The following is a 13,019-nucleotide window of genomic DNA, read 5'->3' as shown; positions in this document are numbered from 1 at the left end:
TCACGCGACCGACGTTATGCCGGAACGGAGGGCCTCGCCATTCGGCCTCACTGGAGGGCGCGGACCACCGTGCGGAAGGCGGCGGGCGCGTGGTGGGCGGCGGCGACGATCAGCCGGCCCGCGCGGGGCGGACGGGCCGCCGCCAGCAGCGCCGCCGTGAGCAGCCGGTAGCGCCGGGTCCGGCCGGCCCAGCGGCGCGGGTAGTCCTCCGGCCGTCCGGCGGCCAGGCAGTCGACCGCGGCCGTGGCGGTCGCCACGGCGAGGGCGACGCCCTCCCCGGTCAGCGCGTCGATGTAGCCCGCCGCGTCGCCGACCAGCAGGACTCGCCCGGCCCGGCGGCCCAGCGCCCGCTGCCGGAGCGGGCCCGCGCCGCGTACGGGGGTGGCCGCGGGGCCGGTGAGCCGGGCGGCGAGGGCCGGGAAGTCCGCCAGGTGCTCGTCGTAGCCGCGCCGGTGGCGGCTCAGGACGGCCACGCCCACCAGGTTCTCGCCGACGGGCGTCACGTACGCCTCGCCGTGCCGCGACCAGTGCACTTCGACCAGGTCCGTCCAGGGGGCGAGCCGGTAGTGGCGGCGCAGGCCGTAGCGGCCCGGCCCCGGGACCGGGCGGTCCAGGTCCAGGGCGCGGCGCACGGGCGAGTGGAGTCCGTCGGCGGCGACGAGCCAGCGTGCTGTGAGCCCGGCGGCGGTGACGGTGTGCTCGTCCTGGCGGATCTCCCGGACCCTGCCCGTGACGAACCGGACGCCCAGGGCGGCGGCTCGGGCGTGCAGGGCGGCGTGCAGTTCGGTGCGGCGCACCCCGATGCCCGGGCCGCCGCGGAAGTCCGCCTGCGCGCTGCGGCGGCCGTCGGTGTAGCGGATGCCGCGCAGGGCGTGTCCGCGCGGGTGGACCCCGAGTTCGCGCAGGGCCGTGACGCCGCCGGGCATGATGCCCTCGCCGCACGCCTTGTCGACGGGGGCGGCGCGCGGTTCGACGACGACGGCCTCCAGGCCCGCCAGGGCGGCCCGGATGGCGGCGGCCAGGCCGGCCGGACCGCCGCCCGCCACCAGGATGTCGATCACGCCCGCAGTTCCGCCGCCGCCGGGCGGGCCAGGGCCCCGTCCTCGCACCGCACGCGTACGGCCATGAGCACGCCGTTCAGCGCGGTGAAGGCGAGGGCGCTCACCCAGGCGCCGTGCACGAGCGGCAGCGCCAGCCCTTCGGCGGCGACGGCGACGTAGTTGGGGTGGCGCAGCAGGCGGTAGGGGCCGCCGGTCACCAGCGGCAGGCCGGGCACCACGATGACGCGGGTGTTCCACCGGGGCCCGAGCGTGCTGACGCACCACCAGCGCAGCAGTTGCGCGGCGACGACGACGGCCACCATGCTCCAGCCGGGGAGGGGTGCGAAGGGCCGCCCGGCGAGGTGGACCTCCAGCGGGCAGGCGGCCAGCAGGGCGGTGTGCAGGGCGACCATCGCCGGGTAGTGCCCGCGGCCCGCCTCGACGCCGCCGCGGGCGAGGCTCCAGCGGGTGTTGCGCCGGGCGACGGCGAGTTCGGCGAGTCGCTCGGCCGCGACGGCGAGGACCAGCGCGGTGTACCAGGTCATGCGGTGCTCCGGATCATGCGGTACTCCAGGTCATGGGTGCTCCGGGCCGTGGGGCTCCGGGCCGTGGGCCGGCCGTGGGCTCCGGGCCGTGGCTCCGGGTCGTGGGTGCGCCGGTTCCCGCGCCTACCAGCGCAGCAGCACCAGTTCGCAGCAGAACCCGGGGCCCATCGCCAGCAGCAGCCCGGGGGTGCCCGGCTCCGGGCGGCGCTGTTCGATCGTGTCCCGCAGGACGTGCAGGACCGAGGACGAGGAGAGGTTGCCGACCTCGGCCAGCGAGCGCCAGGTGACGTCGAGCGCCCCCTCGGGCAGGTCCAGGACCTCCGCGACCGCTTCCAGCACCTTGGGGCCGCCGGGGTGGCAGACCCAGTGGGCCACGTCCTTCGGTTTGAGGCCGTGTTCGGCGAGGAAGTCGGTGACGTCGTCGGCGAGGTGGCGGCGTACGACGTCGGGCACGGCCGGATCGAGGACGACGGTGAATCCGGTGCTGCCGATGTCCCACCCCATGACGTGCTCGGTCTCCGGGTACATCCGGCTGCGGGTGTCGACGATCTCGGGGCCGGCGACGGACCGGCGCGCGCCGAGGGCGACCACGGCGGCGGCTCCGTCGCCGAAGAGCGCCGTCGCCACCAGGTTGGCCGGCGTCGTGTCGTGGCGCTGGAAGGTGAGGGAGCAGGTCTCCACCGAGAGCAGGACCGCCACGTCGTCGGGCCGTCCCAGCAGGTAGTCGTGGAGCCGGGCCACCCCGGCGGCTCCGGCGACGCAGCCGAGCCCGAAGACCGGCAGCCGCTTCACGTCGGAGCGCAGCCCGAGGCGGGCCACCAGCCGGGCGTCGACGGAGGGCGCGGCGATGCCCGTGACGGAGGTGAACATCAGCAGGTCCACGTCGGTGGGGCGCAGTCCGGCGGCGCGCAGCGCGCCGCGTACGGCATGGGCCCCGAGGTCGAGCGCCGAGCGGATGAACACGTCGTTGGAGGCGCCGAAGCCGTCCAGCTCGCGGTAGCCGTCCAGCGGCAGCACGGTGTGCCGGGTGCGGACGCGGGCGTTCTCGTGGAGCCGGTCCAGGACGCGGCGGTCGGCCCCGGGCGGCAGACAGGTGCGGGCCACCATGTCGGTGACCTCGCGCTGGCTGTGGCGGTGGGGCGGCAGGACCCCGTGGACGGCGGCGATTCGAGTCATCCTGGCTCCTGCTCCGGAGGCGTCATGGGCCCATCCTGCCCACAAAGAGGAATGAATCGGCGCAAAAGACCCGTGCGGCGGTCGTGTTGACGGGGCCGCGGGTCCCTACGATCGGCCGATGGACGCGGCGAGATGGGCCGAACCGGCTGCCGTGCGGCCGGGCAGGACGGGGCTGGGGCTGGCCCTCGCCTGCCATCCGGGGCCGGTGGCGGCGGTGACGGCGCTCGCCTGCGCGCTGGCCCTCGGAGCCGGTCACGGTCCGGGCCGACTGGCCCTGGTCGGCGCGGCGGTGCTGGCGGGGCAGCTGTCGGTGGGCTGGTGCAACGACGCCTTCGACGCCGGGCGCGACGCCCGGGCGGGCCGGCGGGGCAAACCGGCGGCCGACGGCACGGTGGCGGTCTCCGCGGTGTGGACGGCGGCGGCGGTCGCGCTCGCCCTGTGCGCGGTGCTCTCGCTGGCCTGCGGCGGGCGGGCGGGGGCGGTGCACCTGGCCGCCGTGGGCGCCGCCTGGCTGTACAACGTCCGGCTGAAGGCGACCGTGCTCTCCTGGCTGCCGTACGCCGTCGGATTCGGCGCGCTGCCCGCCGTGGTGACGCTCGCTCTGCCCGTCGCCGCCTGGCCCCGGTGGTGGGCGCTCGCCGCCGGGGCGCTGCTCGGCGTGGCGGCGCACCTGGGCGACACCCTGGCGGACATCCCGCAGGACCGGGCGGCCGGAATCCGGGGCCTGCCGCACCGGCTGGGGAGCGCGGGGACCCGGCTGCTGCTGCCCGTGCCGCTGGTGGCGGCCACGGCCGTACTGGTGCTCGGGCCCCCCGGGCCGGCGGGCGCCGGGGGCGCGGCGGCGCTCGTCCTGGCCTGCGGGGCGGCTTCGGCGGGAGGGCTCCTCGGCCGGTGGTGGCGCAAGGGCGCGCTGGCGGGAGCGGTGGTCGTGGCAGCGGCGGACGTGGCCCTGCTGCTGGCCCGGGGTGCGGTGTCCATCTGAAGCAGGCTGCCCGCGAGCCCGGTTGACGGCCCGTCACCGAGGTTCCTCGCTCGGCGGGTTCAGGCGCGTCCCGGCGCGTCGGTCGACCCGGGCGGGGGCTGTGGGGACGTCCGTTCGTTCTCGTCCCGTCACGGCCCTGGGAACCGCGGGGCCCGGCCGCTACCCTCCGCGCATGATTCCCACGGTTGTCTGGGGTACCGGCAACGTCGGCCGGGCGGCGATCCGCGCCGTCGAGGCGCATCCGGCGCTGTCCCTCACCGCCGTCCTCGTCCACGACCCGGCCAAGGCAGGCCGTGACGCGGGCGAACTCGGCGGGCTCGGGAGGAGCGTCGGGGTGCGGGCCGAGGACGACGTCGCCGCCGTGCTGGCCGCACGGCCGCGGGCGGTGGTCTACGCGGCGTCCGGCGACATCCGCACCGACGACGCCCTCGCCGACGTCGGCCGGGCGATCCGGGCCGGAGCGGTGGTCGTCACCCCGTCCCTCTATCCGTTCTACGACCAGCGCAACGCCCCGCCCGAACTGCGCGACGCGGTCCTCGCCGCCGTCGCCGAGGGCGGCGGCTCCCTCTTCGCCTCCGGCGTCGACCCCGGCTGGGGCAACGACGTGCTGCCCCTGCTGGTCAGCGGGCTGGGAACGGAGGTGGACGTGATCCGCTGCCAGGAGATCTTCGACTACTCCACGTACGAGCAGGAGCAGTCGGTACGCGATCTGATCGGCATGGGGCACCCGTTGGACTACGCGCCGCCGATGCTGGCCGAGACGGTCCCGACGATGGTGTGGGGCGGCCAGATACGTCTGATGGCGCGGGCGCTCGGCGTCGCGCTCGACGAGATCCGCGAGACGCTGGACCGCCGCGCGCTGGAACGGACCGTACGCACCCGGACCATGGGCGAGTTCGCGGCGGGCACCCAGGGGGCCGTCCGGTTCGAGGTGCAGGGCGTCGTCGGCGGGGAGCCCCGCATCGTCATCGAGCACATCACCCGCATCCACGCCTCGTGCGCCCCCGACTGGCCCTCTCCGCCCGACGGCGTCGGCGCGCACCGGGTGGTGATCGAGGGACGGCCCCGGATCGAGGTGACGGTCGAGGCGAGTGACGAGGGCGAGAACCGGTCGGCCGGCGGCAACGCCACGGCGGTCGGGCGGCTCGTCTCCGCCATCGACTGGCTGGTGGACGCGGAGCCGGGCCTGTACGACGCACTCGACGTCCCGCTGCGGCCTGCGGTCGGCAGGCTGGGAAGGAGACAGAGATGATCATCGACATCCCGGAGGGCGAGGAGCCCATCGGCTACGTGTGGGGCCGGATGGTCCCCGGCATCGGCGTGGCCGCCGCCGCCCTCTCGCTGTCCGTGTACGAGCACACGACGCTCGGGCTGCGGGAGTTCGAGGCGGCCCGGCTGCGGATCGCGCAGATCAACGGGTGCCTGTTCTGCCTGGACTGGCGGACCGAGCGGGACGGGACGAAGGTCGAGGAGGAGTTCGCCGGCGCGGTCGCCGGGTGGCGTACGGCCGCCGCGTTCGACGATCGCACGCGGCTGGCGGCGGAGTACGCCGAACGGTACGCACTGGACCACCACGGCCTCGACGACGCCTTCTGGGCCCGGATGACCGCGCACTACAGCCAGGTGGAGATCGTGGAGCTGAGCATGAGCATCGGCTCGTGGCTGGCGTTCGGGCGGCTCAACCACGTGCTGGGGATCGACTCGGTGTGCGCCCTGCCCGGACACTGACGGCGCCCGGGGCCGGCCGGTGCGCCCGGCCCGGCCCCGGGCGCACCCGCCGGCCCCGCTTGCTCACAGGTCGGCGGCGACGATCCGCTCGATGTTGCGCTCGGCGAGCGCGGTGATGGTGACGAACGGGTTGACGCTGGTGTTGCCCGGGATGAGCGCGCCGTCGATGACGTACAGGCCCGCGTAGCCGTGCAGCCGGCCGTAGTTGTCGGTGGCCCGATCCAGCACCGCACCGCCCAGCGGGTGGTACGTGAGGTGGTCGCCCCAGACCTTGTTGAGGCCGAAGAGGTCGCTGCGGTAGATCGTCCCCTCCTTCCTGTTGATCTTGTCGAAGATCGTTCTGGCGGCGTCGATGGAGGGCTGCTTCCAGGCCGTGCGCCAGTTCAGTTCGGCCTTGCCCGCTGCCGCGTTCCAGGTGAACTCGGCGCGGTGCGGGCTCTTGGTGATCGCCAGGTAGAACGAGGCCCAGGTCTCGATCCCGGTGGGCAGCGGAGCGACTTCGGCGAACGCTCCGCCCGCGTCCCAGTTGTCGATGCCCCCGGTGGGGATGGAGGACTGGATCTTTCCGGTGGCGTCCCAGAGGTGGTTGGCCCGCCCGCACATGACGTTGCCGTTGTCCCCCCAGCCCTTGCCGACCTCGGCGTCGAGCAGCGGCAGGGCGCCGGTCGCCTTGAGCGTGACCAGCAGCTTGCTGGTGCCGACGCTGCCCGCGGCGAAGAACACCTTGTCGGCCGTGACGGACTTGGTGGCCGTGGTCCGCCCGGAGGTGTCCAGCTGGTCGATGAGGACGGTGTAGCCGCCGCCCGGTGCCGGGGACACGGAGGTGACCTTGTGCAGGGGCGTGATGGCGACCCTGCCGGTGGCGGCGATCTTCTGGAGGTAGGTCTTCTGGAGGGACTTCTTGCCGTGGTTGTTGCCGTAGAGGATCTCACCGTCCAGCGCGGACCTGGGGACGGTTCCGGCCGCCTCCTGCTTCATGTAGTCCCAGTCGTAGACGGCGGGGACGAAGAGGAAGGGGAAGCCTGAGCGCTGGGCGTGCTTCCGTCCGACCCGGGCGTACTGGTAGCAGTCGGCGGTGTCGAACCAGGCCGGGTCGATGGTGGTGACGCCGAGGCCCGCGTTGGCCCGCGGGTAGTACGTGCGGTACATCTCGTCGGCGTCCACCGACGGAAGGATGGCGCCGAAGTTCTCCCGCCGGGGCGTGACGGCCATGCCGCCGTTGACGAGGGAACCGCCTCCGACGCCTCGGCCCTGGTAGACGGTGATGCCGGCGAACTCCTCGGCGTCGAGGATCCCGGTGTAGCGGTTGACGTTCTTGTCGATCGGGAAGCCCAGGAAGTTGCTGATCGGCTGCTTGGTCCGGGTGCGCAGCCAGAAGGAGCGATCGTCCGGCCGCGCGGTGTTGGCGAAGATCTTGCCGTCCGCGCCCGGGGTGTCCCAGGCCATGCCCATCTCGATCATATGGACGTCGACGCCGGCCTCGGCGAGCCGGAGGGCGGCGACCGACCCGCCGTACCCGGTGCCGACCACCAGCACCGGCACATGGGCGCCGTTGCCGATCGGTGCGGCGCCCGCACGTGCCGCCGCCCGTGCGGGCGTGACGTGTCCGGCGAGCGCGGCAGCACCGAGAAGAGAACCTGTTCCACTGATGAATCTACGGCGGGAGACACCACGGGAAGCGCCATCGTGCTTGGTAGTGTCGTTCATGTGACACCCCTCACTCTCGACAGAGTGCAACAGGTTCTACTGTTGATCGCCGACGAAGTCACTAGAAACCAGGCAGTAACTTGGGCGGTACGACGCAGGGCCCCGGACCGTGCGGTCCGGGGCCCTGCTTCAGGCGGACGGGGCGTCCGCGGCGGCGATCAGTAAGGGCCGTTGACGTTGTCGATCGAGCCGTACCGGTCGGCGGCGTAGTTGCTGGCCGCGGTGATGTTGGCCACCGGGTCGAAGCTGTTCGTCGACGTGCCGGGCACGTGGTATGCCTCGAACGTCGGGTCGATCACCTGGAGCAGACCCTTGGAGGGCGTGCCGGCGGCGGCGTTGGAGTCCCAGTTGTTGACGACGTTGGGGTCGCCGGAGGACTCGCGCATGATGTTGCGGTGGATGCCCTCGTACGTACCGGGGATGCCGCGCTCGGCCATGACGGCGAGCGCCTCCTTGATCCAGCCGTCGAGGTCGTTCGTGTAGGTGGTGGCCTCCTCGGCCGCGGGGGCGGCCTGGGCGACCGGGGCGGCCTCCCGCTCGGAGCGGTCCGCGCGGTCCACCTCAGCGGAACGCCCGGCAGCCGGGGCGGACTTCCGGGAGGCGTCGTCCGCCTCCGTTGCCGACTTCTCCGCGGCCTTGGCGCCGACGGCCAGCGTGATACCCGGGTGAATGAGATCGGGATTCTCTCCGACGATCTTCAGGTTGTCCTCGTAGAGCTTCTCCCAGCCGCCGCTCAGCGAATATGCGCGAGCGATCTTGGCGAGCGATTCACCGGCCACGACGGAATGCGTGGACGGGGCGGCCTTCGCCGCCGAATTCGCCTGGCCGGAAGCCGGGGCCTGCGCGACGGTCCTTTCCGCGGCGACGCCGTGGGAGGGCGCGGCGACGGCGGTCGCGGCACCGAGCACCGGCAGGGCCAGAACGGCTCCGCCCGTGGTCACGGCGGCGATGCGGCGGCTCAGCGCGATGGACTGGGTACGGCGGTGCTTACCCTGTGCGGGCATGACGAATTTCCTCTCCGGCGCCTGCGAGGTGAGCTGTCGGGTTCAGACGGGAGATGTCTGGCCGCGCGGTGCGCGACTTCACCCCGAGCCGTTCCGGATACCCGGATCGGCGACTTACCTGGGTCCCCCGCTCCTGCCGTACGTGAGTGGGTTTCGGATTCCCGGACGGCGGCAGGATTCGGCGTTCCATCCGGATTGACGGTGACCGTAGGCGAGAAACACCGGGCGGAACAAGCCCGGAATTATGGATCATCCATTTCCGCAAGATCGAATAACGGAATTACTGATCGACTCCGCATCGGCGGGGTGTCAACTTTCTTCGCACAGAAGGGAACCGAAGCTTCCGCTTCTCCGTCCGGGCCGGCGGGAGTGACGCTCACCACTCCCTCGCGGGGACCCGCCCTGGAACAACGCCAAAAGCCCTAGGAGAACCCATACACCCTTTATGGGCAAGCGGGGTTAAATGCGTAAAATCGCCCATAAAGCCACCGTGATAGCGCGTCACGCGGAGGGGGCGACGGCGGTCGCGGGGGGACCCGGCCCCGGGGGCCGCGCGCCGAGGACGTACGGTGTGGGGTGGAGATTAGTAAGCCAAGCCTTACTTCTCGCCTGCGCCGTACCTGCCCGCGTTCGTCCCCCGAAGGAACAACACGCCATGACACGCCCCGTCCGCGTCGCCATTGTCGGAGCCGGCCCCGCCGGTATCTACGCTGCGGACGCGCTGCTCAAATCCGAGGTCGCCCAGGACCCGGGGGTCTCGATCGACCTGTTCGAGCGGATGCCCGCGCCGTTCGGCCTGATCCGCTACGGCGTGGCCCCCGACCACCCCCGGATCAAGGGCATCGTCAAGGCGCTCCACCAGGTGCTGGACAAGCCGCAGATCCGCCTCTTCGGCAACGTCGACTACCCGAACGACATCGGCCTGGACGATCTGCGGTCCTTCTACGACGCCGTGATCTTCTCCACCGGAGCGGACGCCGACCGGGCGCTCGACATCCCCGGCATCGACCTGGAGGGCTCCTACGGCGCGGCGGACTTCGTCGCCTGGTACGACGGGCACCCCGAGGTCCCGCGCACCTGGCCGCTGAACGCCGAGAAGGTCGCCGTGCTCGGAGTCGGCAACGTGGCGCTCGACGTGGCGCGCATCCTCGCCAAGACGGCGGACGAGCTGCTGCCGACGGAGATCCCGGACAACGTGTACCAGGGGCTCAAGGCCAACAAGGCGCTGGAGGTCCACGTCTTCGGGCGGCGCGGCCCGGCCCAGGCGAAGTTCAGCCCGATGGAGCTGCGGGAGCTGGACCACTCCCCCAACATCGAGGTCATCGTCAACCCCGAGGACATCGACTACGACCAGGGCTCCATCGACACCCGGCGGGCGAACAAGCAGGCCAACATGGTCGCCTCGACCCTGGAGAACTGGGCGATCCGCGACGTCGGCGACCGGCCGCACAAGCTGTTCCTGCACTTCTTCGAGTCCCCGGTCGAGGTCCTCGGCGAGATGGGCGAGGTCGTCGCCCTGCGGACCGAGCGCACCGAGCTGGACGGCACCGGCAACGTGCGCGGCACCGGCACGTTCACCGACTGGGACGTCCAGAGCGTCTACCGGGCCGTCGGCTACTACTCGGAGGAGCTGTCCAAGCTGCCCTTCGACGTCGGTTCCGGCACCGTGCCGCACGAGGCGGGACGCGTCATCAGCGGCGGCGAGCACATGGCCTCCGTCTACGTCACCGGCTGGATCAAGCGCGGTCCGATCGGCCTGATCGGACACACCAAGGGCGACGCCAACGAGACGGTGGCCTGCCTCCTGGAGGACCGCGCCGCCGGCCGCCTCCCGGCCCCCGAGCACCCGGCCCCCGACGCGGTCGTCGCCTTCCTGGAGGGCCGCGGCGTGCGCTACACAACCCGCGAGGGCTGGCACCGGCTGGACGCCCACGAGCAGGCCCTCGGAGCGGCGCGGGGCCGCGAGCGGATCAAGGTCGTGGAGCGCGAGGCCATGCTCGACGCCTCCGGCGCTCCCGCCCCGGCCGGTGGGACGCCCGCCGGGTCCTGACGCCCGCGCCGGCCCCGCCGGAGTCCGCCGCCCGCCCGGCGGCGGACCCGGTGGGACCGCTGGGCGCACGCCCGCCGGCCCGGCGCGGCCGTCACCGGCCGTCGTCCGGCCGGCCCGCCCCCGGGTCCTTCCCGCGGAAGGTCCGCCACAGATCCGGCCGGGCCCCGGCCGGCGGTTCCGGGGACGGCCCGCCGCGGGCCCCGGTGCGGCGGGCCGCGAGCAGCAGCGCGATGTCGTCGGGCCGGTCGGCGGCCCGGCGTGCCTGCCCGATGACCCGGTCCGCCGTCTCGCCCAGCCGGACGGAGCCGAACGAGGCGATGGCGGCGCGCAGCCGCTCGATGCCCTCGTCGATGTCCGTCCCGGGGCGCTCGATGAGCCCGTCGGTGAACAGGGCCAGCAGCGCGCCCGGTTCGAGCCGCAGTGCGGTGACCGGGTAGCGGGCCCGGCCGTCGATGCCGAGCACGATCCCGCCGGGCAGTTCCAGCACCTCGGTCCGGCCGTCGGGGTGCCGCAGCACGGGCTGCGGGTGTCCGGCCCGTACCGCGCGGGCCGCACCGGTGAGCGGGTCGAGGGCGATGTAGCAGCAGCTCGCGAACTGGCCCGAGTCGAGATCGATGAGCAGCCGGTTCGTACCGCTCATCACCTCCTGCGGATCGTGGTCGCTCAGCGCGAAGGCCCGTACGGCGCTGCGCAACTGCCCCATCGTCGCGGCGGCCGAGACTCCGTGGCCCTGTACGTCGCCGATGACGAGCGCGAGTTCGTGTCCGGTCTCGATCACGTCGTACCAGTCGCCGCCCACCTCCATGCCCTGCGTGCCGGAGAGGTAGCGCCCCAGGGTGTCCACCCCCTCGACCTCCGGCAGCCGGTGCGGCAGCAGGGCGTCCTGGAGGCCGCGGGCGAGCGCCGACTCGCTGTCGTAGCGCTGGGCGCGTTGCAGGGCCTGGGCGATGAGTCCGGCCAGGGCGGTCAGGACCGTGCGCTCCTCCGGGCTGAAGCCGCGGGGCCGGTCGAAGCCGAGGATGCAGGAGCCCACCGGCCGTCCGGAGGCGATCAGCGGCAGGAAGGCGCGCGCCCCGACGTTCGCGTCGATGGGGATGCCCGGGTACGCCTCGGCGAGCCGCTGCATCGACTCGAAGAAGATCGGGCGGCCGGTGGTCAGGGTCTCCACCCCCGGGATGCGGACGTCGAGCCCGACCCCGTCGAAGCGGTCGAGGAAGCCCTTGGGGAATCCGGTCTCCCACGCGAGGTGGAGGTGGCGGTCGGTCAGCAGGTAGATGGCGAGCTGCCGTCCGCCGAAGGCGGGCAGCAGCTCCTCGGTGACCACGGCGGAGACCTGGCGGGCCGTGACCGCCTCGGTCAGCGCGATGGCGAGGGCCACCGGGCGGTACAGCGCCGAGGAGCGGTCGGCGGAGGAGCCGATGCCCCGGCCCGGCACGGTGACGGATCCCGGGGCGTAGGCGGGCTCTTCGCTCGCCTCCAGCACGACGCTGACGCCTTCGTGGTCCGGGTAGAGGGACACCGCCAGCCAGCGCGAGGGGGCGGGCCGGGCGAGGAAGTGGACGGGTTCGCCGGCGATCAGCGCGGCCCGGAAGTGGTCCTCGTAGGCCGGGTCCCGGAACCACGGCAGCACCTCCCGCGCGACCTGTCCCACCAGTCGGGTGCGCGGGAGGCCCAGCAGTTCCTCCGCCAGGCCGTTGGCGTACGTGACGCGGCCGAGCCGGTCCAGGGAGACGATGCCCCGGGGCAGGCGCTCGGCCGCCTCCGGGATGACGGGGCCCGCGCCGAGGTCCACCAGGAAGCCCTTCAGGTGGCTGACTTCCGCGTCACCGTCCGGGTGGGTCCAGCGGCCCGACAGCTCCAGCAGGTGGGAGCGGCCGTCGGGACCGCGCAGCCGCATCCGCCGGACGATCGGCTCGGCCGATTCCACCGCCTGCCGGGCGAGCGCCCACAGCCCGTACATGTCCTCCGGGACCAGCCGGTCGGCGAGCGCGTCGACGGTGCCGGGGAACTCGGCCGGCTCGGTCCCGAGGATCGCGCACAGTTCGTCGTCCGCGTTGACGGCCCCCGAGTGCAGGTCCCAGTCGAAGCGGCCCACCCGCACGGGCGGCGCTGTGGCGGCCGGCAGCTGGACGGGGACCGGTTCGCCCTCCCAGGCGCAGGCCACGCCGCGGCTCTCCAGGTCGTCCAGGGCCGAGCCGAGGCGGCTGCCCAGCCGGTGCAGGCGATCGCCGTCCTCGGGCGCCACCGGTCTCCCCGGGGTGGCCTCCCGCAGGACGAACAGCACCCCGACGCTCCCGTACGCGCCGGCCACCGGCGCGTACAGCGATCCGAAGGGGAACGGAAGCCCCGCCATCAGCTGCGGAAATCGGCGCATGGCCTCCTCCGCGTCGGCGAGCAGCACCGGTCGCCCGGAGCGGAACGCCTCGGACACCGGGAAGGGGCGGTTGGCGTGCATGCGCCACCAGGGCCGGAACAACCGGGCCGGCAGCCCGGCGAGGACCGCGAGCCGCAGGAGTCCCGGCGTCCCGGAGCGGAGGAACACTCCGCCCGCATAGCCTCCGGTGGACTCGACGGCGCTGACCACCGCCTGCGCGAGCACGAGGGACAGCTCGTCCGGTACGCCGCCGGGCTCGTCCCGGTCCCCCGCGGCCCCGCTCCCGGGGACGGGCTGGGACTGCCGGGGCGCATCGTGCCGGGTCACACAGCCAGCATGCTCCCGGCTCCGGGGGCCCCGCACATCGGCCGCCGGCGGGAAGCCGTCCGGCCGCCGGTACGACGGGGGCGGGC

At 73.5% G+C, this 13,019-nt stretch carries 10 protein-coding genes and 1 riboswitch; of the genes, 4 read left to right on the top strand and 6 right to left on the bottom strand.

What is annotated here, in order from left to right:
* Positions 1-47: 47 nt before the first annotated feature.
* The 3 genes from EES43_RS28690 to EES43_RS28680 all read right to left on the bottom strand — a co-directional run bounded on the left by EES43_RS28690 (position 48) and on the right by EES43_RS28680 (position 2,761).
* Positions 48-1,061, bottom strand: a complete 1,014-nt coding sequence (locus EES43_RS28690; protein WP_124271471.1) for an NAD(P)/FAD-dependent oxidoreductase — start codon at positions 1,059-1,061, stop codon at positions 48-50.
* Positions 1,058-1,585, bottom strand: coding sequence for an isoprenylcysteine carboxyl methyltransferase family protein (locus EES43_RS28685; protein ID WP_124271470.1), 528 nt, complete (start codon positions 1,583-1,585; stop codon positions 1,058-1,060). Before EES43_RS28685 ends, EES43_RS28690 begins: the two co-directional genes overlap by 4 nt.
* A gap of 123 nt (positions 1,586-1,708) precedes the next feature.
* Entirely contained in the window at positions 1,709-2,761 is a 1,053-nt protein-coding gene (locus tag EES43_RS28680; protein ID WP_124271469.1) for a type III polyketide synthase, read from the bottom strand.
* A gap of 118 nt (positions 2,762-2,879) precedes the next feature.
* On the opposite strand from EES43_RS28680, the gene EES43_RS28675 reads away from it, so the two are divergent.
* From EES43_RS28675 to EES43_RS28665, 3 genes are all read left to right on the top strand, one after another.
* Positions 2,880-3,743 carry a UbiA family prenyltransferase gene (locus tag EES43_RS28675; protein WP_124271468.1) on the top strand — a complete coding sequence of 288 codons (864 nt, stop codon included), beginning with the start codon at positions 2,880-2,882 and terminating at the stop codon, positions 3,741-3,743.
* A gap of 172 nt (positions 3,744-3,915) precedes the next feature.
* Complete coding sequence (locus EES43_RS28670) at positions 3,916-4,995, top strand: NAD(P)H-dependent amine dehydrogenase family protein (RefSeq protein WP_124271467.1); 1,080 nt, start codon at positions 3,916-3,918, stop codon at positions 4,993-4,995.
* Positions 4,992-5,471: a carboxymuconolactone decarboxylase family protein gene (locus EES43_RS28665; protein ID WP_124271466.1), complete on the top strand. Its 480-nt coding sequence runs from the start codon at positions 4,992-4,994 to the stop codon at positions 5,469-5,471. Before EES43_RS28670 ends, EES43_RS28665 begins: the two co-directional genes overlap by 4 nt.
* Positions 5,472-5,534: 63 nt before the next feature.
* Here EES43_RS28665 and EES43_RS28660 read toward each other — a convergent pair whose 3' ends face one another.
* Positions 5,535-7,178 (bottom strand): GMC oxidoreductase, encoded by a 1,644-nt coding sequence (locus EES43_RS28660; protein ID WP_206430143.1) that lies wholly within the window; start codon positions 7,176-7,178, stop codon positions 5,535-5,537.
* Positions 7,179-7,336: 158 nt separating this feature from the next.
* On the bottom strand, positions 7,337-8,182 hold the full coding sequence (locus tag EES43_RS28655; RefSeq protein ID WP_124271465.1) for a transglycosylase SLT domain-containing protein: 846 nt from the start codon (positions 8,180-8,182) through the stop codon (positions 7,337-7,339).
* A 3-nt stretch (positions 8,183-8,185) separates the two neighbouring features.
* A riboswitch (cyclic di-AMP (ydaO/yuaA leader) is annotated at positions 8,186-8,376 on the bottom strand.
* A 461-nt stretch (positions 8,377-8,837) separates the two neighbouring features.
* Between EES43_RS28655 and EES43_RS28650 the strand changes: the two genes are divergently transcribed.
* A complete protein-coding gene (locus tag EES43_RS28650) occupies positions 8,838-10,232 on the top strand; it encodes an FAD-dependent oxidoreductase (RefSeq protein ID WP_124271464.1) in 1,395 nt (464 codons plus the stop codon).
* Positions 10,233-10,323: 91 nt separating this feature from the next.
* Here the strand turns inward: EES43_RS28650 and EES43_RS28645 are convergent, their stop codons facing one another.
* A complete protein-coding gene (locus EES43_RS28645; protein ID WP_206430142.1) occupies positions 10,324-12,933 on the bottom strand; it encodes a SpoIIE family protein phosphatase in 2,610 nt (869 codons plus the stop codon).
* Between the last annotated feature and the right edge of the window lie 86 nt (positions 12,934-13,019).

The sequence above is a fragment of the Streptomyces sp. ADI96-02 genome (genome assembly GCF_003846185.1).
Lineage (GTDB): Bacteria > Actinomycetota > Actinomycetes > Streptomycetales > Streptomycetaceae > Streptomyces.
The sequence above is the reverse complement of the archived record's forward strand: the minus strand, read 5'-3'. Positions and strand labels throughout refer to the sequence as shown.

Excerpts from the sequence above, each read along its gene's own strand:
- EES43_RS28685 (WP_124271470.1), bottom strand. The coding sequence starts at position 1,585 with ATGACCTGGTACACCGCGCTGGTCCTCGCCGTCGCGGCCGAGCGACTC.
- EES43_RS28680 (WP_124271469.1), bottom strand. The coding sequence starts at position 2,761 with ATGACTCGAATCGCCGCCGTCCACGGGGTCCTGCCGCCCCACCGCCAC.
- EES43_RS28665 (WP_124271466.1), top strand. The coding sequence starts at position 4,992 with ATGATCATCGACATCCCGGAGGGCGAGGAGCCCATCGGCTACGTGTGG.
- EES43_RS28660 (WP_206430143.1), bottom strand. The coding sequence starts at position 7,178 with ATGAACGACACTACCAAGCACGATGGCGCTTCCCGTGGTGTCTCCCGC.
- EES43_RS28675 (WP_124271468.1), top strand. The coding sequence starts at position 2,880 with ATGGACGCGGCGAGATGGGCCGAACCGGCTGCCGTGCGGCCGGGCAGG.
- EES43_RS28650 (WP_124271464.1), top strand. The coding sequence starts at position 8,838 with ATGACACGCCCCGTCCGCGTCGCCATTGTCGGAGCCGGCCCCGCCGGT.
- EES43_RS28655 (WP_124271465.1), bottom strand. The coding sequence starts at position 8,182 with ATGCCCGCACAGGGTAAGCACCGCCGTACCCAGTCCATCGCGCTGAGC.
- EES43_RS28670 (WP_124271467.1), top strand. The coding sequence starts at position 3,916 with ATGATTCCCACGGTTGTCTGGGGTACCGGCAACGTCGGCCGGGCGGCG.